Below are 24,411 nucleotides of genomic sequence, written 5' to 3' on the forward strand. Positions count from 1 at the left end.
ATATGGCAATCGATCCAGTCGCCGATCTTCATGCTCGGACAGGCACGGACAAAGCTGCACATACTGAATGGAAGGGTGGCTTCAAATAGATAAGCAGTGATTCTTTCACCGGTGTACCGATCATAAATGTACATACATGTTCCATTCCAATCCACCATCATCTTATCACCTGGCTTGTGATTGATATGCATGGTCAGGTTGTGCTTTTTCACGTGATCACGATATCTTTCACAAAAGTAACTGTACTGATAAAAAGGGACATTGATGGACCGACAAGCATCTGCATATTCTTCCCACAACAGTTTGATCGTCGTGCCGGGTTTCAACAATTCCTTATGAACATAGTCGAAATCCGGCTGCTTGATTGACAGATTGATTTTCACCTCTTCTTCGAACAATAATTTTTGGACATCGTATTCACTAAGATCTTGAATAGATGACCAACAGATTTTTTTAGAGTCAGCGGCATTGAATATTTTTCTAACTGTATCTCTTGATACTTTTGTGGCGCGCGCAATATCTCGCTGACTATGGTTTTGAGATCTCATTTCCAAAACCCTTTTAACATCTCGCATAAAAAAACACCTCCGATTCCACAAGATATTAAAATGCGATAAGCATCGCATACATATCTTATAGAACAAGAGGATAGAATAAAACCAGGCTACGCCACTTATAAATGATCATGATAAAAAATTTAATTTCTGATGGACTTGTATAACGAATCAAGTGGACTTCGTCACCGTAATACATGGACTTATTTTGCCGTATTGAGTGGACTTCTCACTCCGTAATAATCAAATAAATCAATGTTTTTGCGAAGTATATATACTGGAGGAAACCACCAATATGTTATTGTTAGAAAATTTACAAATTGTTTGATGTAGTAATCATGGTTTTCAATATGTTTGATTTCATGCATTAAAATGATTTGAAGCTTATCCTCTTCGAAATGTATGTTTGGAAGAATGATTACTTTTTTTGAACCAAGAACTTTTGGTGAATCACAATATGAGGTTATAAGCACATCATAATTATTGCCGTTATAGTCAGGTAATAAGTTTTTTATCTTACATATTTCAGATTGTTCTTCCAATTTCTTAAGCATTCTGTTTAGATACAATAATTCACGAATATATCGCACTAGATTAAAAAGTATACCTAAGATCCATAATGAAATCAGTATGACATAAATAGGAATATCTAATATCAGTGGATATGTTAGAAATGTCATTAAAGGATTCATTAAAAAGGGAATAGGAATAGTTTTTGTAAATCGATATTCAATAGGAAGACAAAGACGGGCAATAATAATGAATGATAAAGCGATAATGACATTGGATCGCACGAATCGATAATTCTTTTTTGTCGTAAGCAGAAAATTTAATAAAACGATCAATAGTGTTGAGACAATACAAGTAATAAGCAGAGAGGATATTGAAAAATTCATAAATTAATATCTTACTAATTCTTTTTGCTTTGTCTCTAATATATTGACTATATATAGATTAGTGCTTTTGTTGTATTGTCTTTCAAAGGTTTTTTTATTCTGCTTGGATTGGATGTTTTGAGATAATAAACGTAATAAGATTTGCTTAGTAGAATGTGTTCTTGAATCAGGGCTTGTCAAAAATTGGTCTATATGTTTAAGAACATTTATTTTATCATCTTGTTTTTTGTATAGTTTGATCATATTGTTCCCCTTTCTTGAAGATTATATCAAAAATAAAGAAAAAGATTAAATGATAGAAAATAAAAAAATACAGAAAGACATAAAAAAAACTTACCGATCATTAATCGATAAGTTCTATGTTATGTATAACTATAAATTATTGCGATTACGATTTTTACGTTCTTTAACAGCTTTGGTCAAGATATATTCAATTTGCGAGTTAATGCTTCGAAAGTCATCGTTTGCCCAGGTGGCAATATCTTGCCAAAGGCTTGGGGCTAATCGTAAGATAATTTGTTTCTTTTGTTTTTCTTTTTGTTTGAGTGCTTTTTCTTTTTCCTGGATCTCTTTTTCTAGTTCTTCAAGTCGTTTTGCACGTTCTTGTAAAGCTTTTTCTTTGATATCTAAATCATTCATTAGTAGATAGATCCACTATTTACAACAGGTTGTGTATCCTTATTGGAACATAAAACAACTAAAAGATTAGAGACCATAGTAGCTTTTCTTTCCTCATCTAATACCACTACTTCTTCTTCACCTAATTTATCGATAGCCATTTTAACCATGCCCACGGCCCCATCAACGATTTTTTGTCTAGCGGCAATAATGGCAGAAGCCTGCTGTCTTTGTAACATGGCAGCGGCAATTTCTTCAGCATAGGCTAGATGAGTGATTCGAACTTCTTCAATATCTAATCCAGCAATCTGCACACGTTTGATCAATTCATCTTTCATGTCGTTGGCAATTTCTAAAGAACTTGAACGCAGCGTTTTTTCGTTCATGTTTTCATCTTCACAGTCTAAATCATCATATGGATATTTTCTAGCGATGTTGCGAATAGTAGAATCAGTTTGGATTGATAAAAACTCAGCATAGTTATCAACATTAAAAACGGCTTTTGTTGGATCGGTAACTTTCCAAATCACAACTGCACCAATGATGATGGGATTTCCTAATACATCATTAACTTTTTGTGTTCCATTGTTTAAGGTAATACTTTTTAATGAGACAGTTTTTTTGGGCGTAATATCTGGAATTACGGTTGTTTTGTCATTGTTTTCGATCTTATTTCGATTTATATAAGCTTTATTAAAGATAGGGTTATTATAAGATACAAAAGGATTTACGTAGTAATAACCTGGTTTTAAAATAGTTCCATAATGGTTTCCAAATAAAGTTAAGACCAGGGCTTCATTTGGCCCTACGATTTTTAATCCACCATACATGATTGGGAAAATGACAACTAAAATGATACCTATCGCAAGAATGATTCCTCCTAAGACCGAATTGTTTTGTTCTAATAAAATAGAACCGAGTATAATCAAACCTACAGATAGAATCAATCCAATGGTAATTACGACTAGCATGATCATTCCATTTATTGGATGAATCTCTTTTTGTTCAATGTTTTGTAACATAGACAATCCTCCTTTGATATTTAAATGATATCAAAACGATATCATTACGTCAAAAATAAATTTAAAAAATTAAAAAAATAATAGTTAATGATGTAAACTATACTTGTTTTATGAAAATATAAGGTATATAGTAAAATTATAAGAAAGGAAGTATTCAAAATGGAAAAGTGGACACAAGAACAGTATGCAGCTCGTTTACAGGAAATGAAACAAGAAGCACACGATAAGATGTGGTTATACATTGAGCTTAATGCAAAAGAGTTTATGGAAGAATGTGAACCTGGCGTTAAGAATTTAACAGCTTGTTGCAAAGCAATGTTGGATGCAATGCTTGAAGGTGATGGATTCATTGTTGAACCTAAATCTCGTTCAAAAGTTGCAGGCGCATTGACTGTTAGATATTATGTAGATAATCTACATCCAGGACGTAGAAAATATTCAGAAGTAAATCAGTAAACGAAAAAGAGGTATTCCTTATTTTGTCGGAATACCTTTTTAGTCGATAAGACCAAAATGTTTAAATGCATTTTTTAATCCATCTTCGTCTATATTTGTTGTTATATAATCTGAAATCTTTTTTACATGATCATTTCCGTTGCCCATCGCAATACTGATGTCTGCTTCTTTTAACATCGTAATATCATTTTCGGAGTCGCCAACAGCCATTGTCTTTTCATCGCTTTGATAATATGATTTTACAAATTGAATGGCTGTAGCTTTATTATAAGTGCAGTTTGTAATTTCTCCGCCAGTGTTTTTAAATGGGGTAAACACCAAGCCTTCTGGTAAGTTATCAATTAAGTTGGAAATATCAGATTCTTCTGGATAATGAATTGAAACTTTCATGATTTGATGGTAATCTTCTTCGGTGATTTCACTTAAATGATGATGTACCATCATACCAGCACCGGTTCTATCATCTTTGGCGAATTTTTTGAATATTTCATAATTTACTTCGTTTTGAAAGGTTTTTTGGGATCCTTCTAAAGACATTCCAAGATTCATAGGTTCGATTCGTTCAATTAGTGCTTTTACAATTTGTGGACTCAAAGGTTTATATAAAACCTGTTTATTTTCAATCAATATTTCACTTCCAGCTGAAAAACAATATCCATCAATAGGGAGACCTTCTAAAGGTTTTAAAGGAACTTCGCATTTTGTCCTGCCTGTATTGATAAATATTTTGTGACCGTTTCTGTGTGCTTGAATAATGGACTCTTTGGCGCTGGAACATACTTGGTGCCATCTCCAAAGGGTGTCATCTAAATCTAAAAATACTATCATATCAAAAATCCTCCTTTCGCAAAAATGAGTTTATCATTTATTTTATTGGATTTCCATTGTAGAATATAAATAGAGGAAAAAGATTATGAAGAAAACAATCACGATAACAATTTCTCGTCAATTTGGATCAAATGGACGAGAAATTGGCAGAAAATTGGCAGAATACTTGGATATTGGTTACTATAATAAAGAAATTATGGAAAAGATTGCCAAGGATATGGGTGTTAGCTCAGATTTTTTTAATGAGGACAATCAAAATGAAGATGGTCTATATTCTATATCCAACCGTAAGCTTAGAAGTTTTGGTAGCATTGCAGAATTAAGTGTGAATTCACAAGTTTTTGAAAGAGCAACAGATTTAATTTGTGGTATAGCTCAAAGAGAGAGCTCTGTCATTGTAGGAAGATGTGCAGATTATATTTTAAAAGATAATCCAGATACGATATCTGTGTTCTGTTTTAGCGATCTCGAGGAGAGAATTCGATTTTCAATTAATGAATATGATGTTCCTGCTAAAAAAGCGAAGAAAATCGTTCAGGAAAAAGATATGAAACGTGCTCGCTTTTATGAGTTTCATACGAATCAAAAATGGGGCGATGCGAAAAACTATAGCTTATTGATCAATACTTCAAAAATGAGTACGGATGAAGTTGTAGAAACAATTGCTGCTCTCTATGATAAAAAAGCAGGACTTACTACATTTAAAGGCGCTTTTCAGGATCAATATATCGAGCATAAGAGCTTTAAAATATAAGAAAACCGGGTCAATCAATTTGATACCCGGCTTTTTTATTGATTTTATATCATGTAAGGAGTCGCGAAATATACCACAAATATGATCATTAATACCCAGACAGTAGGATGGATTGCTTTAGCTTTACCTGCTGCGATCATTGCGATTGTATAAACAATAAAACCACAAGCAATACCATTAGAGATAGAATACATCAAGATCATCATAACAATCGTAACAAATCCACTTGCCGCAAAAATCATATCGTCCCAATCAATGCCTTTAAGCTGCTGAGCCATCATAATGCCCACAACGATCAAAGCAGGGGCGGTCACGGCATTTGTAACAGCGCTTAAGATAATTGGAGAAATGAAGATCGATAACAAGAAACAAATACCTGTAGTAATAGCTGTAAGACCTGTACGACCGCCAACTCCTACACCGGAGCTGGATTCGACAAAGCTGGTAACTGTACTTGTACCAATAGCGGCACCAAATACTGTCCCAATCGCATCAGCTAGAAGAGCTCTTTCAGCATTTTCTAATTCCCCATCTTTGTTTACCAAACCGATACGATTGCCAATTGCAACTAACGTACCAGCTGTATCAAAGAAATCAACAAACAAGAAAGAAAAAATCGCAACGAATGCATTGAAAGGATTCGAAAATAATTCACCAAAACCATTCATGAATGCACCGACAGCCTCCATTTCAAAGCTGGTTGTGAAAAAAGTTTCGGGCAATGTAGGCATGCCTTCAATATGGCCCAAGCTTCCAGCAATGATGCCAATTATAGCAGTGATGACCATTCCAACAAATACGGCAGCAGGAATTTTTTTGATAACTAATGCAATTGTGATCAATAGTCCAAAAACCGCTAATAATACAGTAGGATCTGCAAGATTACCGATTCCTACAAATGTAGATTCATTGGCAACGATGATTCCAGCGTTTTTAAGTCCTACAAAAGCGATGAAGAATCCAATGCCGGAACCAATTGCAAGTTTGAGCTGAACAGGAATTGCGTTGATGATAGCTTTACGAATTCCTGTAACCGAAATGATCACAAAGATAACACCTGAAATAAATACAGCACATAATGCAGCGGCCCAGCTGAATCCCATAGCTCCGCAAATCGTATATGAAAATAAAGCATTGACTCCCATACCGGCTGCCAGGGCAACAGGATAGTTTGCGATAAGTCCCATTACGATAGAAGCGAAAGCAGCTGAAATTGCTGTAGCCATGAAGACAGAAGGTATATCCATTCCGGCATCTGCCAGGATAATTGGATTTACACCTAAGATATAGGCCATCGCAAGGAAAGTTGTGATTCCGGCAATGATTTCTGTCTTGACGGTTGTATGTTTTTCTTTTAGTTTAAATAATTTTTCCATATATTCTCTCCTCTTGTCTATAAAAAAGACCATTTCATTGTACACAATGAAACGGTCGGTTTCAAATGATTTACTGATCTAGATAAATGATTTTTCTTAAATGAAAAGAATAAATATATGTTTTAATTTTCTTGTCGGGCTCAATTGTATGAATAGCTTTTTTATATGCATCAAGTTGAGCATGGTATTTGTCAATCAGTTCTGTTTCGTTTTGAACAGTATCTGTTTTAAAATCTAATATACTGATATGCTCAGGATGCCATGCGATCAAGTCAATAAAACCATGATAGATCTTTTCGTTTTCTCTTATGATGTAGCTGCATTCAAATTCATGTTTATTTTGCATCATTTCTTTATATATGTGACACTCATTTAAACTTAACAGTTGTTTAATGTCTGTAGCTTGTAAAGTGAAGTTATGTTTATGTGCATAATTGATGCAATCTTCTTTCTGGTATGGAAATGCACGGTTGGCGACAATTTCGTGGAATAAAGTACCACGAGTTGTTGAAATTTTTTTGTTTAGATCTATGATAGGCCATTCTAAAGATTGCTTGGCAGCTGAAGCAGTTTGTCCACTTATACTTGAAATACTACCTTGATAGAATTGATTTGTTTCTATGTCATCATCTTTTTTTAGTGGCAATGGACGTTTGTATAACTGATTCTTTTTATCCAGTTTAAATAAAGATGAAGGTTTGTTTAAGTATGTGTGCAAAAGCCACCCTGTATAACTTGATTTTTCTAAAAGCGATGAAGTATTTAAACTTGAGGAGTAACTTTTGATATCATCGATGTAATCAACAATAACCAGCTCTTTTTCAGCACGGGTCGTTGCAACATAGAAGACGCGCATTTCTTCTTTTAGATCATCGTGATTTTTCTTGGTGACAAAGGCAAGATGACTTAAAGATGTTCTTTTAAATTTTAAGCTTGGATCTAATGCGTTTAAAGATATTCCTAAAACAGGATCAACCAGAACGGGATTGTTTGAATATTTATCTTTAGTTGCGTGAGAGGAAAGAATATATACGATAGGAAATTGAAGACCTTTAGAATGATGCATAGTTTTTATTTTTACGACATTGGCATCTTTTCCATAAGGGTATGCTTCTCCTACAGCATCCTGATTAGAGTCATTGATGATTTGTTCAAGGAATAAGTCTAAATCATTTTGTACTTCAAACTGACTGGCCATTTCTAAGAATTGATCAAGGTTGGTCTTGTCTTGATTGGTTGTATAATTAAAATAAAAATCATTATGACTGTAAATGTGACGTATTAAATCACTGATGGGTTCGTTTTTATATTGTCTAAGTTGTTGCCATGACTGCATAAATGGTTTGTCTTTAACTAAAGAATAAAGGGATGTATTTTTTTCTTTATTGATGCAGCAGCCGGCAATATCATTGTACAAAACATTACCTATTGGAGAACAAAGGCTTGCCATAAGAGCGATATCATCGTTTGGATCATTTAATGAAATAAGAGTAGATAATACAATCTGGATAGCATGATTTGTATAGAATCCATGATCAATTTCAGCAAGTACAGGTATTTCATATGCTTCAAGGACTTTTTTAAGTTCTTCTTGAGGGGAGTGTGTTCTAGTTAAGATGCATATGGAACTATACGGAATTCCCTGTTCATGTTTTGTCAGGATGTCATTGGCAATAAGGTCATAGACATTATTTTTATGAAGACTTTTTGCCTGAATCTTATTGAAACTTTCTTCCTGAGTTTCCATCCAGCTTAGATATTCGGTATAAAGAAAACGGACAGGATGCTGCTCTGCATCTTTTTGCCTGGCTGTTCCAACTTTGGCAATATCGTCTTGGCGAAAGTTTTTCCCTAATAAAGTTGTGTTCATTATATGATCGTAAAATTCATTATTAAATTCAACAATACTTTGGTTTGAGCGATAATTTTCATCTAGGACGATCAAACAAGAGTTTTCATCTTCTTTGTCCATGTGTCCTTGCATGATTTCTGGTCTAGCTTGGCGGAATCCATAAATAGATTGCTTGATGTCGCCAACACGGAAAACATTGTCTTTTCGTGCAAAACACTGAATGATGTTTTCCTGCAGTTCATTTGTGTCCTGAAATTCATCAACAAGGATCATCTGATATTTATTGCGAACTTCTTCCTGGATCATAGGCTGTTTTAATAGTTTGTAGGCAAAATGCTCCATGTCGGTAAAGTCAATGATTTCCATTTCTTTTTTCTTTTTCGCAAAGATATCCATTGTTAATAAGGATAGAGTACAGAAAGTGTTGATTCTCTCTATATTGTTGTTTAAATCTTGATCATATTCTTCTTTTTCATATAAGACGTTAAGAATATTTCCTTCAATCTTTTTAAATTCACCTTGTTCTTTTTCATAGCTCACTTTATTGATTGTTTTCTTGAAACCTGGGGTATTGTTGAAATAAATTTCGAATTGTTTTTTAAAAAAGGCATAGTCCTTTTTATACAAAAAATCTAAACATGTGTTTAAACTTTCTTCTTTTAAAGAAAACAGCTGTTCATCGGCTTCTTTCATATTTTTACATATTTCGATCATCGATTCGATTTGTTCAATAAAATATTGAAAGAACCAGTTAAATGTTTTTTCACTGCAAGGCTTGTTCATTAGTGAACGGATCCATTCATTAGAGTCTGGTTTTGACATTGCAACATTTATTAAATCTCGAATATTTGAAAGGATGTCATCTTCTGTTTTTCCCAATGAACTAAAGAAAAGTTTTAATTTGACAAAGTCATTTGTGTTTATGCTGTTACAAGCTTCATTATAGGCATCTAAAAAAGCTTTATTGGCTTGAGCGCTGCTTGCTACAGATTTAGACATTTTATAAGAAATAGGAATCTTATAATAGTAGTTTTTAACGATGGATAGACAGAATCCATCAATCGTGCATATGCTCGCCGTCTCTAGTAAAGCTAATTGCGATTGGATATAGTCTGTTTGTGTTTCAGCTTGTAGACGCTTTTTTAAGCGATTTTTCATTTCGTTAGCAGCATCTTCAGTAAATGTCATAGCTAAGATACGATCAATAGAGATCTTATCTACCAAAACAAGTTTACAGAGTCTTTCGACAAGTACGCTGGTTTTTCCGCTGCCGGCACTGGCACTGACAAGGATGTTCTTGTTGCGCAGATCGATGGCTTGTTGTTGAGCTTTAGAAAATGGCATTATTGATCCTCCTTGTTCGTTCTATTTGGCTTGATAACTTCATTGCGAGCGTTGCGGCAAATCATGCGATATGCACAATAATCACAGGCGTTAGTATCATGATCCGGACGGATATTTCCGGAAAGAATATCTTCAGTAAGGTTGGTTACGATTTCAGTGTGCTCATGTCTTAGTACTTCAAAAGAAGGATTCTCTTTTTTTGTGGTGAAAAGATTATCCTTGTCACAATATGTCGTAATATCCTGATAGGCCCATCCTTTAAGTTTCTTTTGTTGGGTGAAAGTATCCAATGTTTCCTTGATTTCAATTCTAGTGCTTTCAGGTATCTTTTTTCGATAATTTAAAGATAATGGTTTATGCAAGACAGGAGCACTTTTTAAAGAGATATAAAAACTACCTGTTGGAATCAAGTTGCTTTGTGCTTGCGTAGCAATTGTATAGGTTGCCAGTTGAAGCGATGTTCCGTTTTCAAAGTCAGCAACTCTAAGGTCTTTATCACTGGATTTATAGTCAAAGATACAAAATGAGGTCTTAGAAGTATCAATACGATCAATATAACCATATAATTCAATGCTCATATCATGCCATGGAATGGAATACGAAAATTTTTGTTCTTGTTTGAAAATATTCATATGCCAATTTTTTTCGAAATAAGCTAATTGTTCTAAAATAAGTTCTGTTTTAGCTTGAAGTTCCTGGATTTGAGCATCGATCCATTTTTCTTTATTTGGGAAAATCATTTTGGCGAATTGAAATTCGTTTTCGATAACTTCGTGTATTTGTTCAACATTCACTTTAACGTAATCTTTTTTATATTTTAATGTCAATGTTTCTAAAATGTGATGAAGGATTGTGCCTCTAATGCGAATATCCTGCCAATCTTGATTTTCTTTAAGATAGAGGCCATAACGAATGAAGTGCTTTAAAGGACATTTCGCAAAGGTTTCGAGTCGAGAAATTGAGCCGACAAATGTTTTATGTTTTAAATAGAGTTTGTCGGCAAACTCTTGGCTTAATTCAAATTGAGGTGTTTTAAATCGTGAATGTTCATGGACGGCTATAAATTCACAAGGCATGTTCATATAGGTTTCAATCTGCATGTTTTTTTCAAGTGTTTTAGATTGATATGTGGATTGAGGAGAGATGACATACAGTTCTGTTATCTGATCAAGCGTTTTGTAAAACTGTTCAATTTGAAAATCGATACGCTCTCTAAGACTAGGAAGTTTTGTGTCTTGAATGTATGCTTCATCAAAAATGCCTGTTTTTAAAGATAATACGTTTAGATCTTTAGCTTCTGCGCTCAAAATAAATATAGTCTTTTTTAAAGGTGTAATATCCTTTAGTGTGCCGATTAAAACACCTTGATAGGTTTCGGGGGATTCACATTCTTGGATTTTGTTTAGAGAATCAATTAATATATCAAGATCTTTGTCTTGTTTTAAAAAAGGTTTTGCCTGTGTGATCAAATCAATGCTTTGCTTTATCGTGGTAAGGTCTTTAGAAGATAGCTGCGGATACTGCTCTTTAAGCTCGTTGATCATGTCTAGAATGTTTTTGTGATTCCAGGTGAAGATTTGATTATGTTCATTCAGCCATTTTTTAGTATATACTTCTAGATTTTGATAGGTTTGATAAGTAAATTCATCAATCAAAGAGTTTTTGTGATATTCAATTTGATTGATTGGATATGTTTCTGGATAGGCAAAAGGAAAAAGATCAAAATATTTTTTGACTAGTTCTTCTTGATAGAATTTAAGGACAAAATCTTTAAAATTATCTAACGATTTGTCTTTTAACCAAGTCAAACCAAGAATTAGTTTTTGACTTAGGTTGGAAGGAGTTTTTTTGTTTAGTATGGTGTAAGGTATTTTGTGATGATCAAACATTTGGCACAATACCTGAGTATCGCTCAAAGAAGTAACGGCTATTTGAATATCATCGGCATTCATCTTGTTTTCAAGGATGACTTTTGCGACAATGGATGCCTGCGTTCTTGCGTTAGAACATGTGAAGTAGTGTTTGTTTGGTAATGAATCGTTTTCCAGCATATGGGCGTTATTTTCCAAAAGAAAACGAATCCAGATGTATTCGGTATCCGTGAACATTCTTCTTAAAATATATACATTAGAGAAATTCTGCTTTTTTAGTTCATTGATCGTTTTGGAGGTGTATGACTCTTTTAATGGAATATCTTTGATTAAATTGATAACCTCTTTGAGGTCTTTTTCTTTTTGGGTCTCATCTTTCAGTGTTGAAAAATCAAAATTGAACGAATAAGCCCATGCGATAAAACTTAAACACGCATTTAAAAAATCAGGCGCCTCTTTGCTAGAGAAAAAAGCATTTTTTTTAGATAGAGATTGCAACCTTTCTTTATACTGGTATAAGATTTCTATATGTGAAGGTAAATTATCTGGGTAATAGTTAGCTGTAAAAGCGTTCAAGCTCATAACTTTTATAGAAAGGGTATTACCTTTCATTTTAAGGATTTTATCGTATAAAGGAAGATGCAGGTTAGCATCGGCTAGAATAATAGAATTATCGACAATATCAAACATAGTAATCACCTTTACTCATTATAGCAGAAATAAGCTGTAATGACTTTAGTTAGTCGATAGTTTAAACTCTACTAAGATCGTGGCGAACAATACGATCAACATTATAAAGAGAGATGTATCTTTTTGGGTGATATATAATCGGCGTTTAGAATCTTGCGTATTATTTTTAAATACAATTATTGATTTTTTTTCATTGTATTACTTTATTTATAAATGTTGGTATCGGAATTAGAATAAAAAGTCAAGATAAGTTGATTAAATGGTATAAATTTATAAATTATAGGTAATTATCTTTCAAAAATGTTCGAAATTGTTTGTTAATTTTATTGATTTTGACTGAAATTTTTCTAAAAAAACAATTTTTTGACAGTTATAGTTATAAAATTCTTGTTTATGTTATAAATTTTTGTTAAATTAATAGTATATATTAGATTATAACGTTTTATATACCTAATATGGAAATCGGATTGGAGGTCCTAGATCATGGCAACAAAACATTTAACGGTTCGAGAAAACGAAATTATGGAGATTTTCTGGCATTCTGATAAGCCTTTAAGTGCTAATGACGTATATAATGTTCAACCCGAATTAAGTAAAAATACGATTCAGGCTGTGTTAAGAAAACTTCTTAAAATGAATTATCTAGAAGTAGCAGGCATTGGCTATAATAAAAATTCTTTAACCAGAGAATTTAAGGCTTCTATTTCTCAGAGTCAGTATTTCAGTAATTTCTTAGTAGAAAGTGAGTCTTTTCAATTGGCTTGTCAGTTTGTCAAGAAAACAAAAGACACAAAATCACTTGAAGAACTTGAGAACTTGATTCAGGAAAGAATTAAAAAATTATCTTAATTTATTAGGGTTTGATCTTAGTATCAGATCTTTTTTTGTCAAAAAAAAGCCATAGATTTCTATGACTTTTCGATTTTATAGGTTTTCGGCAATTGTTCTTGCGACATACACCCCAGAAGCACTTGCGTGACTTAATGAGTGTGTAACTCCTGAGCAGTCTCCAATAACATACAAACCTTTATGTTTTGTTTCAAGATGTTTATCTACTTTTACCTGCATGTTATAAAACTTAACTTCAACACCATACAATAAAGTATCATCGCTTGCCGTTGAAGGACATACTTTATCTAAAGCATAGATCATTTCGATGATGTCATCTAATTGACGTTTAGGGATAACTAAAGATAGATCTCCTGGTGTCGCTTTTAAAGTAGGAGTTACAAAGCCTGATTCAATACGACTAGGTGTTGATCTTTGACCTCGAATCAAATCGCCAAAACGTTGTACGATAACTCCGCCTCCTAACATATTAGAAAGACGAGCGATGCTTTCTCCATACTGGTTACTGCTGGAGAAAGGCTCTGTGAAATGATTTGATACCAATAAGGCAAAGTTTGTGTTATTGGTAAAACGCGCAGGATCTTCATAGCTGTGTCCATTTACTGTAACGATACCATTTGTATTTTCGTTAACGACAACACCTTTAGGGTTCATACAGAAAGTACGAACACGGTCTTGATATTTTTTAGAACGATATACGATCTTTGATTCATATAAAGAATCTGTTAATTCACTGAATGTATCAGCTGAAAGTTCAACGCGAACTCCAATATCAACACGATCACTTTTAGTCTCAATTCCTAGATTAGAGCAGATAGATTCCATCCACTTGCTGCCAGAACGACCGGTAGAGATGATACATTGTTTTGAGGTAAAGGATTTATTTTCACTTTTTACCTGATAGCCATCATCTAGTTTATCAACACTTTGGATTGCTGTATAGAAATGGAAATCAACACAATCTTTTAACTGGTTATAGAGATTTTCTAAAACAATGTAGTTGATATCCGTTCCTAAGTGACGGACTTTTGCTTTTAAAAGATGAAGATCATTTTGCAGACACTTTTTGGCAATGGTTGGATCCTGGTTGGCATAAAGTCGAGTTTTGGATCCTCCGTATTTGCAGTTGATCTCATCAACATATTCCATTAGATCAATGGCTTCTTGTTTTCCAACATAGGCATATAAATCACCACCGAATTCATTTGTGATGTTGTATTTTCCATCACTAAATGCTCCGGCTCCACCAAAACCATTCATGATGGCACAAGTCTTACAATTGATGCAGGACTTAATTTTTTTTCCGTCAATTGGGCATTTTCTTTTTTCTAATGGTCCTCCGGTTTCGAAGATACCAATTTTCAATTCTGGTTTTAGTTTGATAAGTTCATAAGCGGAAAAGATTCCACCGGGACCAGCCCCGATGATAATGATGTCATAATCGTGCATGTTTTTTCCTCCAAAAGGCCATGTTTTTAATTTTGATCAGTTAGCCGGAATAATTATACGGATGGTCAAACTATTTTACAAGCGAAAAACTATATTCTTAATGTTGTTTCTAATGCCAGTTTGATCATAGTATCAAAACTGTTTTCTCTTTGTTTGCTGGTGAGGTTTTCATCGTGGACAAAGGAATCAGAAACAGTACAGATGCAGGCTGCTTTTTTATTTAAGACATGGGCATTATGAAATAAGGCAAAGCTTTCCATTTCCACGGCTGCACATCCATTTTTAATGGCGATGTCTTGTGCTTGATTTGTTTCATGATAGAATACGTCACTAGAATGAAGGCGATATTCTTTTAGATCGATGTTCATGATTTTAGCAGTATCTTTGATTGCTTGGTTGATTGAAGGGGATGGATATTGAACATCACTTCCTTCACCGGATTGAACTTTGGCAAATGTGGATTCAGACCAGCAGGATTTAGCTAATAATACATCCATGGCATGAAGTTCTGGTATATATCCGCCACATGAACCAACGCGTATGATGGTATCTACATCATAGAATTTATACAGTTCATAGGAATAGATACCAATGCTTGGCATACCCATCCCAGATGCCATAACAGAAATTCTTTTGTTTTTGTATGCTCCCGTATAGCCTAAAACATTGCGTACAGTGTTAAAACAAATTGGATCATCTAAATAGTTTTCAGCAATGAATTTTGCACGTAAAGGATCGCCGGGCATTAATACGATTTTGGCAATTTCATCATTTTGTGCAGTATTGTGTGGTGTACTCATAAAGGACCTCCTCTTAATATAAGAATATCATATTCATTGGTTTTATTGACAGAAAAAGAAACAAAGGATATTATTCGTAATATAAAAGAGGATACCGATCATGGAGCGAAAACAAAACTATCTAAAAGATTTGATTTATATATTAATAGGAAACCTCATTGTCGCATGTGGTGTTTCATTTTTTGTATTACCTAATAATATATTAACAGGTGGGGTATCTGGTGTTGCGGTAGCTTTGGAACCTTTGATTCATACTGATCCAGTATGGATGATCAATGGGTTGACAATCGGTTTATATTTGTTGGGGGCTTTGCTGCTGGGTAAGACTTTTGCACTTAAATCACTGGTCTCTGCTATTTGTTATCCTGTGTTCATTACTTTAACTTCATATATCTCTAGTTTGTTGGAACCAGGAACCTTTATTATGGAAGAATACTTAGCTGCTATATATTCTGGATTAATCATGGGTGTAGGCGTTGGACTTGTTTTTCGTGTAAATGCATCTACAGGTGGGATGGATATTCCAGCACTGATTCTGCATAAGTATGCCAAGATTCCAAGTGGAGATGCAGTTATGATCATTGATTGTTTAACAGTCTTGCTGGGAGTTTATACATATGGCTTGAGTGCAGCTCTTGTTGGTGTGATTTCTGTTTTTGTTTCAGGTCAAGCCATAAATAAAACAGTAATGCTGGAGTCTCAATCGGCTAAGAATGTTTTGATTGTTTCAGAAAAATGGGAAGAGATTCGAGACTATCTATTGAATAAGATGGAAAGAGGCGTTACGGTCTTGAATGCAACCGGTGCTTATACTAAAAGTAATCGACCGGTATTGATGTGCGTTATTTCAACAAAACAATATCCTTTATTTGAAAAGGATGTAATGTGTTTTGATCCTAAAGCCTTTATTATCGTGCAGGATGTACATGAAGTAAGAGGTTATGGATTTACTTTTGAGGATGAGGATCTACAATGAAAGAACATATAAAAGAAGTAATTGTCGTGGAAGGTAAAAATGATACCAATGTTTTACAGAGTTATTTTGATTGTGATACGATCGAAACAAGCGGAGACAGTACAAACCCTTTGGTATTGGAAAGAATCAAAGAAGCTCAAAGAGTAAGAGGTGTAATCGTTTTTACAGATCCCGATAGGCCAGGAGAACATATTCGTCGCTGGATCCAGGACAATGTGCCGGGCATCAAGCATGCCTTTATTGCCAAAGATAAGGCAAAAACAGAGAAAAAAGTTGGTGTAGAGCATGCAAATAAAGAAGATTTATGGCAGGCACTAAATCAAATAGTGAGTTTTGAAAACAATGAAGAAAGCCTGTCTTGGCAGGATTATATAGATCTAGGTTTTGTGGGGAATGCAATATTTCGCAATCGCGTGTGTGAAATGGTTCATATTGGTCCGTGCAATGCCAAAACATGCTTTAAAAGATTAAATCAAATGCATATAACACGAGATGAAATTGAAAAATTATTAGAGGATGAAAAGAATGGATAGACCGATTGCGACGATCAAACGAACGAAAGAAATTCAGGAAAAATATAATGTTTTCACAAAAAAAAGCTATGGGCAAAACTTTATCATTGAACCACGGGTGGTTGAGAAAATTGCGGATGCGGCTATAAAATCTAAAGATGAACTGGTGTTCGAAATAGGGCCGGGTATTGGTGCTTTAACGCAATATCTAACGATGAAGTCGGATCAGGTCATCGCTTTTGAAATTGATGATCGCTTGCCTGAAGTGTTGGAAAATGAAATAGGGTATGATCACTTAAAAATCGTTTTAAAAGATATATTAAAAGTAGATATCAACGAAGAGATAAAAAAATATAGAAAACCGGATCAGAAGGTTGTATTTGCTTCAAATCTTCCTTATTATATTACAACGCCAATCTTGTTTAAGCTTTTTGAAGCAACCGAGCCTATTGAAAGAATTACGGTGATGATGCAAAAGGAAGTGGCGGATCGTTTTTTGGCAAGTCAAAACGATAAGGAATATAATGCGCTGAGCGTTATTACTCAATATCGATGCGATATCAAAAAAGTTATGGATGTATCTAGACATGTTTTCTGGCCAAGTCCTAATGTGGATTCGGCTGTCTTACAGTTTACATTTCATCACAAGTACAATTTAAAAGATGAAGAGCTTTTCTTTAAGATGGTAAAAGCTTGTTTTGTGCAACGTAGAAAGACGATCTACAATAATTTCCAGACTTTATTCAAAGATAAAGAAGAAGCTTTGCAGCTGCTTGAGAAGGCACAATTAAAAAGTTCAATCAGAGCGCAACAATGCACTCTAGAGGATTTTATTAGATTATATGAGGTAAGTTATGAAAATTTATGCACCGGCAAAAGTTAATTTGGGCCTGGATGTAGTCAGGACCATGGAAAATGGATATCATGAGTTGGATATGATCATGGCTCCAATTTCTTTATATGATGAATTAGATATCGAATATGCAGATCAAGATAAGATCGAAATTGAAAATATGGAACTTAGTGAAGATAATACGATTTCTAAAACACTTGGCTTATTAAGAGATTGTTATGATATTAAACATCACTATTTGATTCGTGTTAAAAAAAATATTCCTAGTCAAGCTGGACTTGCCGGAGGAAGTGCGGATGCGGCAGCGGTATTGAAAACTGTTTTAGAACTTGAAGGGATAGAGGTTGAAATGGAAGAAAAATTGAATTTGGCTAAGCAAATTGGTGCTGATGTCCCATTTTGTCTAGTTAATCAGTTTTCTAGAGTAAAAGGAATTGGTGAGAAGATTGAAATTTTGGATACCAATTGGAAATTCAACATCTTACTTGTAAAACCTGATTTTGGGGTTTCCACACCAGAAGCATTTCGGTTGTGGGAAAATCAGGAGAAATTCCATCCGGATATTGACTATGTTCAAATGGCTTGTGAGAATCAGATATTGGATTTATTGGTGCAGGCTATGGGGAATGCCTTAGAGCCCGTAGCATTTGAATTAAGGCCGGAACTTGCCAAAATTAAAGAAGAAATGTTGGATTTAGGTATGGTTCGCGTCATGATGTCTGGATCTGGTTCCAGCATGATGGGCTTTTGTATTGATGAAGATGTCTTACAAAAGGCAAAGAGTGTATTAGAAAAACGATATGATTTTGTTGATGTCGTAAGTGTGGGGGCGAAATTATGATAGCTTCTTTGATAAATTATATTGTTTTTTTTGCGTGTTTTGGTTTGAGTTTTTATGCGCTCAGTGTTATTAAGTTTGAAGATTTCTGTAAAATCAAACAGCCCGGAAAAGTTACCTTGTTGATGTTCTTATTGTCATTGGCTTTGGCATATCTTAGCTCACAGGCTATATTGAGCTTGACGATTTATAATGGGTTAGGGGTGTAGAGATGTTTGCTCACTGGATTGCGCTGGATCCTGGTTCGAATTCCTTACGTCTTTATGATTACTTCAATGATAGAGAAGTTTGTTTAAAGACTTGTATTGCGTATGATAAGCAAAAAATGATTGCCATGGCTGAACAGGCGCTTGCTTATGTTTACCAGAATAAAAAAGATATAAAAGTAAGATACCCGATCAAACAAGGTGATATATTAAATGATATTACTCCTTTGATTCGTCAAGCACTCAAAGAGCTAAAGGTCTCTCAAAATGTATTTAAACCGTGTTTTTTGGTGTGCTTGAATGAAGATGTTAGTGATGAACAAAAGTTAAAGTGGCAGCAACAACTTGCAGCTTGTAAGGTCCGTAAAGTTGAATTCATTACGCCAATGGAAGTTTTACAGACAGAGCAAGCTTGTTTTATCATCCATGCTGGTCATTCTTATACTGAGATGGGAATTTATGCTCATGGACATGAATTTGCCCATAAGATCATTTATTTTGGTGGTATGGGAATGGATGAAAAAATCAAGATGACCATCGCACAAAAACAGAATTGTCTTATTTCCAATGAAGATGCCAGCGCTTTAAAAGAAGCTGTTTCACAAGCTTTTAAGATGAATAAGAATCCTATGCTGCAGTGTATGGCAATGGATCGATATGGAAAACTTGTCAATATACAAATAAGGGCATCTGATTTATGGCCAGCCATGGAAGAGCAGATACTTCAAGTTGTTTTGTGGGCAAAACATTGCTACATGAATATGGGAAGCGAGATGAAGCAACGCTTGATGAATAATGGAATCATGTTAAGTGGTGGATTAGCAAACTGTTTTGGACTCAAGGAAGCTTTAAAACATGAGTTTGACTGCCCAATTATTTGCACAACTAAGCCTGAATGCGATATTATAGAACAAATGAAAGGATTGAAGTAATTTGTTTGATATCACAATGCTGATCGTGCCTTTTTTCATTTCTCTTGGATTGACACCACTTATAAAAAAATACTCAGTGATTGCCAAAACATATGCTAAGGAAAATGAAAGAACGATCCATCATGGAAAAATATCACGTATCGGAGGGGTTGCCATCTATGTTTCTTTTATCATCTCAATGGCTTTGTTTGTGAAGGCGGATATGGCTGTTAATGGAATGATCTTAGGTGGAAGTTTGATGTTTTTTGCAGGCTTGATCGACGATCTGATTGATATGAAACCTTTGGTAAAACTGGCATTTGAAGTATGTGCAGCTTTCATTTTGGTAGCTTTTGGTGTTGGTGTCGATGTTTTACGTTTGCCTTTTGGTATCACAATAGATTCTATTGCTCTTTCTATTGTGTTTACGATCATATGGATCGTGGGTATTACCAATGCGGTCAATTTGATTGATGGATTAGATGGTTTATGTGGCGGTATGAGCGTTGTGATCTTTGTGGTTATTGGTTGTATTGCCATTGTTGAAAGAAGAATGGATATTACGATCATTACTTTTCTTTTGGCAGCCAGTACATTTGGCTTTTTGGTTTATAATGCACATCCTGCCAGCATTTTCATGGGGGATTGCGGATCTTTGTTTTTAGGATTTATGATTTCGGCAATTAGCTTGTTAGGGTTCAAAAGTTCAACAATCGTAACTTTGGCTTTACCAATGCTTTTATTGATGCTGCCAATCATAGATACTTTATCAGCTATCTTACGAAGGACCTTAAAAGGAAGAAAGTTTTTAGAGGCAGATAAAAGTCATATTCACCATTTATTGATGAAGCAGTTCGGCCATAGAAACACGGTCATTATCATGTGTGGTATTACGACTTTATTTGGCTTTAGTGCTTTTGTCTATATGTTGAATGAGATGTTTGGCTTGTTGGCAATCATGATCATTTTGTTAGCCGTAGAAATATTTATTGAAAAATCAGCGATGATTTCAGAACATTTTCATCCTATCCTGGGGATTTGTCGAAGGGTTCTGAATAGGATAAAGTTGATCGCAAAAATAATAAAAGAACATAAAGAGAAGAAATCTGCAAAATAGCAGATTTTTCTTTATTTTGTCAGGATTTTGTCACTTTTTTTTGTTTCAATAAAATTATGGAACCAAAAAAATGGATGAGTGAAAAGGAAATCATATTGAAATCCAAACATCTTGGGCCGATGGTTGAAGATGCTTTCTATCAAGAAAGAATGATGATCCTAAAACTAACTGATAAAGAAAAATTTGATTATATGGTATCTAAGATGAATTACTGTAAACGTAAAGAGTATTCATCAGGGAAGGCTTTGGATCTTAATGTGAATAAGGGCGACCTTGCCTATATAGATTTCGGTCAAGCCTACCAGCATGAAATAGGATATTTGCATTTTGGCTTGGTCATGACAGTAAAAAGAGGGAAAGCCTTTGTAGTGCCGTTAAGTGGAAAATACAAAGCGTATTTAGAAGCTTATGATAATAAGGGAAATCCTACTGGAAAAAGACATTTGATGCGTTTAGGGTATATAGAAGGGTTGACTAAAGTATCTGTGTTGTTTATCAATGATTCAAAATGGATCAATACATCTCGTATTATAGAAATTAAGGCACATATTGATGTGAATGGAGAGATATTTAAAGAAGTTCAAAAACGTATTATAGAGATGATCATTGAATAAAAGATTTATAAGTTTCCTTTGATTTTTTGTTGGGGATGTGGTAAACACTTATCTGTGCAACGAGCAGATCAAAACGTAAGTCCAGTTGTTTTGAATCGGCTCGTTTTTTGTTTGATAGGAGGAGAAATATGCCAAAAACAAAATTTCAAGATTTGACTTTTACGGTAATCATGGTATTGATCTTTGTTTACGTCATGACTTTTTACAATGCTGGAATGGAAAATGGAGTTACTTTTTCTACATTTGGATATGCGCTAAAGAATATGTGGGTGGAAGTAATAGGGGCCTTTATTGCCCAGAGGTACATTGCTTCTAAAATTGTGAAAAAATTAGTTGCAAGAATCTTTGATGAAAATGATAAACCTGTTTTTAAGCTCCTGGCGACAGCGGGATTTACTGTATCTTTAATGGCTCCAATTATGACTTTTTATGTATCGTTTTATCGTTTGGGATTTTCGTCTGAATTTCTAGGCCATTGGCTAAGTAAGCTGGTACTTAATTTTCCTTTTGCCCTATGTGCTCAAGTATTTTATGTTGGACCTTTGGTGCGCTGGATATTTAGATCATTGTTTAAAAAGCAGTTGGCAACCAATTAGAAGATTTATTCAAAGGAGATGGATCATCCTAATATAAATGCTTCATCTTTTTTTCAAAAAGACTTGACTTAAAGTTAACTTTAGGGATTAGTATAAGGCCTGCGTTATGTAGGAGGTCAAATATGTATATAGAAAATCAAACATTTGATGAAGAAAGAGCTCTATATGGGATAAAAAATGCAACTGTTCGAAATTGTCTTTTCGATGGTCCTAAGGATGGGGAGAGTGCATTTAAGGAATGTGAAAATATAACAGTAGAACAAACAAAATTTAAGCTGCGTTATCCATTTTGGCATGATCATGGTTTAAAAATCAAAGAATGTGAATTAACAGAAAACTGTCGAGCTGCTTTATGGTATGGAGATCATATTGAAATTGAAAAGACAAAAATGCATGGAATCAAGGCATTAAGAGAATGTAATGATATAGTCATCAAAGATTGTCAAATTAATTCCAGTGAATTTGGCTGGATGTCAAGAAATATCCAGGTAAAAGATGCAAAAGCAATAAGTGAATATTTTATGATGCGAGCAGAAAATGTTCGGTTTGAAAATGTAGAGTTTACAGGGAAATATTCATTTCAATATTTGAAAGATGCATATTTTGAAAACTGTGTACTAGATACAAAAGATGCTTTTTGGCATAGCGAAAATGTATGGGTCAGAAACAGTGTGGTCAAAGGAGAGTATTTGGCATGGTATTCTCATGGTCTGGTTTTGGAAAACTGCAAGATCATTGGGACACAACCATTATGCTATTGTGAAAATCTAAAGTTGATCAATTGCGAAATGATCGATACGAATCTAGCCTTCGAAAAATCCACAGTAAAGGCAACAATTAAGAATTCTGTTCTCAGTATTAAGAATCCAAAAGAAGGGGAAATTATCGTGCCTGCAGTAAAAGAAATCATTATGGATGATCCATTCGCTAAGGCAAACATCATACAAAATAGATAGTATAAGGTTTAAAAATGATAAATTGACTGGAAAAGATAGACAGAGCTTCTTAAAATAAATACAGAAAGAATATTGTCAATATAGAAAGGGTCGTATGAATAATCAATATTTATTGAAATTACGCAATGGAGAAAAGTTATCTACCTCTCAACAAGTCAAGATGATATTGCTTCTGTCTTTGCCGGCAATTCTCTCACAGGTTTCTAGTACAGTGATGCAATATATTGATGCCAGTATGGTTGGAAGCCTGGGAGCTGATGCGTCAGCAAGTATTGGCTTGGTCTCTTCGACAACTTGGATGTTTGGCGGAGTAGCTTTTGCTGCAATAACAGGGTTTACGGTTCAAGTTGCTCATGCAATTGGGGCAAAAGATTTATTGCATGCTAGAAATATCATGAAACAAGGTTTTATCGTGGGAGAAATCTTTGTTTTTATCTTAATGATCATCGGGGTATCCATTTCTTTTCAGTTGCCAATCTGGCTAAAAGGAACAGAATCGATTCAATATTCAGCTTCAATGTATTTCTTGTTTTTTGCGCTGTTTCTTCCTTTTCAACAACTAAATTATTTGTCAACAGGAATGTTGCAGGCATCAGGGAATATGAAGATACCTAGTTTATTAAATATTTGTATGTGTTTTTTAGATGTAGTCTTTAATCTATTCTTTATTTTTTACATGGATTTAGGTGTTATGGGAGCAAGTATTGGAACAGGCTGTTCTCAATTGGTCATTTCACTATGTTTATGCGCATTTCTCTTCTTTAAAAGTGATTCCTTGTCACTGCATAAAAACGAGAAGATGTCGTGGGAACAAGATACGCTAAAGCAAGCATTAAGGATTGGTCTTCCTGTTGGTTTAGATCGACTTGTAACAAGTAGTGCTTATGTGGCTTTTACGCGTATTGTTTCTCCTTTAGGGACGATTGCCATAGCTGCCAATAGTTTTGGTATAACGGCAGAGAGTCTATGTTATATGCCGGGATATGGTGTACAAAGTGCTGCTGTAACTTTGATTGGGCAGAGCATTGGAGCAAAACGTCATGATCTTACATATCGACTTGGTGTTTTGACGACGATCCTAGGTATAGGATTGATGACATGTTCTGGATTGTTTATGTATTTTGGGTCTCCCTTAATGATGAGCTTATTATCACCAGATCCATCTATTGTTATCCTGGGCGTTCAAATTTTGCAAATTGAAGCTTTTGCCGAACCTATGTATGGGGCAAGTATTGTTGTTGCTGGTGTGCTGCAGGGAGCCGGCGACACATTATCATCTTCTTTGATGAATCTTATCAGTATGTGGTGTGTTCGTATTCCTTTAGCTGCTTTATTGGCAGGAAATTATGGTCTTACGGGTGTTTGGTTTGCGATGGCCTTGGAATTAAATGTTCGTGGAATTTTATTTTTGTATCGATTGTTTAAAAAGAAATGGATGTCAAAGTTGGCAAATTAAAAAAGAAGCTTGCGAGC

The 24,411-nt window shown here is 34.5% G+C and carries 24 protein-coding genes; 14 read left to right on the top strand and 10 right to left on the bottom strand.

The window, feature by feature from the left end; all coding sequences use genetic code 11:
• From PND65_RS03285 to PND65_RS03300, 4 genes are all read right to left on the bottom strand, one after another.
• Positions 1-575 (bottom strand): helix-turn-helix domain-containing protein (locus PND65_RS03285; RefSeq protein ID WP_271992484.1); only part of this gene is annotated, 575 nt, incomplete at its 3' end.
• Positions 576-757: 182 nt separating this feature from the next.
• Positions 758-1,450, bottom strand: coding sequence for a M56 family metallopeptidase (locus tag PND65_RS03290; protein WP_271990525.1), 693 nt, complete (start codon positions 1,448-1,450; stop codon positions 758-760).
• Positions 1,451-1,822: 372 nt separating this feature from the next.
• Positions 1,823-2,089, bottom strand: a complete 267-nt coding sequence (locus PND65_RS03295) for a hypothetical protein (RefSeq protein ID WP_015535660.1) — start codon at positions 2,087-2,089, stop codon at positions 1,823-1,825.
• Entirely contained in the window at positions 2,089-3,090 is a 1,002-nt protein-coding gene (locus tag PND65_RS03300) for an SPFH domain-containing protein (protein ID WP_271990529.1), read from the bottom strand. Before PND65_RS03300 ends, PND65_RS03295 begins: the two co-directional genes overlap by 1 nt.
• Before the next feature lie 159 nt (positions 3,091-3,249).
• Between PND65_RS03300 and PND65_RS03305 the strand changes: the two genes are divergently transcribed.
• On the top strand, positions 3,250-3,546 hold the full coding sequence (locus PND65_RS03305) for a hypothetical protein (RefSeq protein WP_015535658.1): 297 nt from the start codon (positions 3,250-3,252) through the stop codon (positions 3,544-3,546).
• A 39-nt stretch (positions 3,547-3,585) separates the two neighbouring features.
• On the opposite strand, the gene PND65_RS03310 is transcribed toward PND65_RS03305, so the two are convergent.
• Entirely contained in the window at positions 3,586-4,374 is a 789-nt protein-coding gene (locus PND65_RS03310; RefSeq protein ID WP_271990532.1) for an HAD-IIB family hydrolase, read from the bottom strand.
• Between the two features lie 85 nt (positions 4,375-4,459).
• Here PND65_RS03310 and PND65_RS03315 point away from each other — a divergent pair, with 85 nt between their 5' ends.
• The gene (locus PND65_RS03315) at positions 4,460-5,128 is read left to right on the top strand and encodes a cytidylate kinase-like family protein (RefSeq protein WP_271990535.1); all 669 of its coding nucleotides are present in this window, start codon (positions 4,460-4,462) and stop codon (positions 5,126-5,128) included.
• Positions 5,129-5,172: 44 nt separating this feature from the next.
• Here the strand turns inward: PND65_RS03315 and PND65_RS03320 are convergent, their stop codons facing one another.
• The 3 genes from PND65_RS03320 to PND65_RS03330 all read right to left on the bottom strand — a co-directional run bounded on the left by PND65_RS03320 (position 5,173) and on the right by PND65_RS03330 (position 12,261).
• Positions 5,173-6,504 carry an NCS2 family permease gene (locus PND65_RS03320; protein WP_271990537.1) on the bottom strand — a complete coding sequence of 444 codons (1,332 nt, stop codon included), beginning with the start codon at positions 6,502-6,504 and terminating at the stop codon, positions 5,173-5,175.
• A 70-nt stretch (positions 6,505-6,574) separates the two neighbouring features.
• On the bottom strand, positions 6,575-9,700 hold the full coding sequence (locus PND65_RS03325; protein WP_271990540.1) for a UvrD-helicase domain-containing protein: 3,126 nt from the start codon (positions 9,698-9,700) through the stop codon (positions 6,575-6,577).
• Positions 9,700-12,261, bottom strand: coding sequence for a PD-(D/E)XK nuclease family protein (locus PND65_RS03330; RefSeq protein ID WP_271990544.1), 2,562 nt, complete (start codon positions 12,259-12,261; stop codon positions 9,700-9,702). Before PND65_RS03330 ends, PND65_RS03325 begins: the two co-directional genes overlap by 1 nt.
• 483 nt (positions 12,262-12,744) lie before the next feature.
• Here PND65_RS03330 and PND65_RS03335 point away from each other — a divergent pair, with 483 nt between their 5' ends.
• Entirely contained in the window at positions 12,745-13,110 is a 366-nt protein-coding gene (locus tag PND65_RS03335; RefSeq protein WP_022355747.1) for a BlaI/MecI/CopY family transcriptional regulator, read from the top strand.
• A gap of 75 nt (positions 13,111-13,185) precedes the next feature.
• Here PND65_RS03335 and PND65_RS03340 read toward each other — a convergent pair whose 3' ends face one another.
• On the bottom strand, positions 13,186-14,559 hold the full coding sequence (locus PND65_RS03340; RefSeq protein WP_035402861.1) for an NAD(P)/FAD-dependent oxidoreductase: 1,374 nt from the start codon (positions 14,557-14,559) through the stop codon (positions 13,186-13,188).
• 89 nt (positions 14,560-14,648) lie between these two features.
• Entirely contained in the window at positions 14,649-15,359 is a 711-nt protein-coding gene (gene deoD, locus PND65_RS03345) for a purine-nucleoside phosphorylase (protein ID WP_022355748.1), read from the bottom strand.
• 100 nt (positions 15,360-15,459) lie between these two features.
• Here deoD and PND65_RS03350 point away from each other — a divergent pair, with 100 nt between their 5' ends.
• The 11 genes from PND65_RS03350 to PND65_RS03400 all read left to right on the top strand — a co-directional run bounded on the left by PND65_RS03350 (position 15,460) and on the right by PND65_RS03400 (position 24,394).
• Entirely contained in the window at positions 15,460-16,335 is an 876-nt protein-coding gene (locus PND65_RS03350; RefSeq protein ID WP_271990545.1) for a YitT family protein, read from the top strand.
• Positions 16,332-16,868 carry a ribonuclease M5 gene (gene rnmV / locus PND65_RS03355; RefSeq protein ID WP_022355750.1) on the top strand — a complete coding sequence of 179 codons (537 nt, stop codon included), beginning with the start codon at positions 16,332-16,334 and terminating at the stop codon, positions 16,866-16,868. The genes PND65_RS03350 and rnmV overlap by 4 nt, the downstream gene beginning before the upstream one ends.
• On the top strand, positions 16,861-17,730 hold the full coding sequence (rsmA, locus tag PND65_RS03360; RefSeq protein ID WP_087320745.1) for a 16S rRNA (adenine(1518)-N(6)/adenine(1519)-N(6))-dimethyltransferase RsmA: 870 nt from the start codon (positions 16,861-16,863) through the stop codon (positions 17,728-17,730). Before rnmV ends, rsmA begins: the two co-directional genes overlap by 8 nt.
• Positions 17,702-18,541: a 4-(cytidine 5'-diphospho)-2-C-methyl-D-erythritol kinase gene (ispE, locus tag PND65_RS03365; RefSeq protein WP_271990547.1), complete on the top strand. Its 840-nt coding sequence runs from the start codon at positions 17,702-17,704 to the stop codon at positions 18,539-18,541. Before rsmA ends, ispE begins: the two co-directional genes overlap by 29 nt.
• Positions 18,538-18,747 carry a DUF1146 family protein gene (locus tag PND65_RS03370; RefSeq protein ID WP_271990550.1) on the top strand — a complete coding sequence of 70 codons (210 nt, stop codon included), beginning with the start codon at positions 18,538-18,540 and terminating at the stop codon, positions 18,745-18,747. Before ispE ends, PND65_RS03370 begins: the two co-directional genes overlap by 4 nt.
• A 2-nt stretch (positions 18,748-18,749) precedes the next feature.
• Positions 18,750-19,676 (top strand): rod shape-determining protein, encoded by a 927-nt coding sequence (locus PND65_RS03375; RefSeq protein WP_271990552.1) that lies wholly within the window; start codon positions 18,750-18,752, stop codon positions 19,674-19,676.
• Between the two features lies 1 nt (position 19,677).
• Positions 19,678-20,772 carry an MraY family glycosyltransferase gene (locus PND65_RS03380; protein ID WP_239414228.1) on the top strand — a complete coding sequence of 365 codons (1,095 nt, stop codon included), beginning with the start codon at positions 19,678-19,680 and terminating at the stop codon, positions 20,770-20,772.
• Positions 20,773-20,846: 74 nt separating this feature from the next.
• On the top strand, positions 20,847-21,386 hold the full coding sequence (locus PND65_RS03385) for a hypothetical protein (protein ID WP_015535647.1): 540 nt from the start codon (positions 20,847-20,849) through the stop codon (positions 21,384-21,386).
• A 128-nt stretch (positions 21,387-21,514) separates the two neighbouring features.
• Positions 21,515-21,982 carry a DUF2798 domain-containing protein gene (locus tag PND65_RS03390; RefSeq protein ID WP_271990554.1) on the top strand — a complete coding sequence of 156 codons (468 nt, stop codon included), beginning with the start codon at positions 21,515-21,517 and terminating at the stop codon, positions 21,980-21,982.
• A gap of 122 nt (positions 21,983-22,104) precedes the next feature.
• Entirely contained in the window at positions 22,105-22,938 is an 834-nt protein-coding gene (locus tag PND65_RS03395; RefSeq protein WP_271990557.1) for a DUF3737 family protein, read from the top strand.
• 94 nt (positions 22,939-23,032) lie between these two features.
• The gene (locus tag PND65_RS03400; protein WP_271990559.1) at positions 23,033-24,394 is read left to right on the top strand and encodes an MATE family efflux transporter; all 1,362 of its coding nucleotides are present in this window, start codon (positions 23,033-23,035) and stop codon (positions 24,392-24,394) included.
• Positions 24,395-24,411 lie beyond the last annotated feature (17 nt).

Source organism: Faecalitalea cylindroides (assembly GCF_028321995.1).
Lineage (GTDB): Bacteria > Bacillota_I > Bacilli_A > Erysipelotrichales > Erysipelotrichaceae > Faecalitalea > Faecalitalea cylindroides.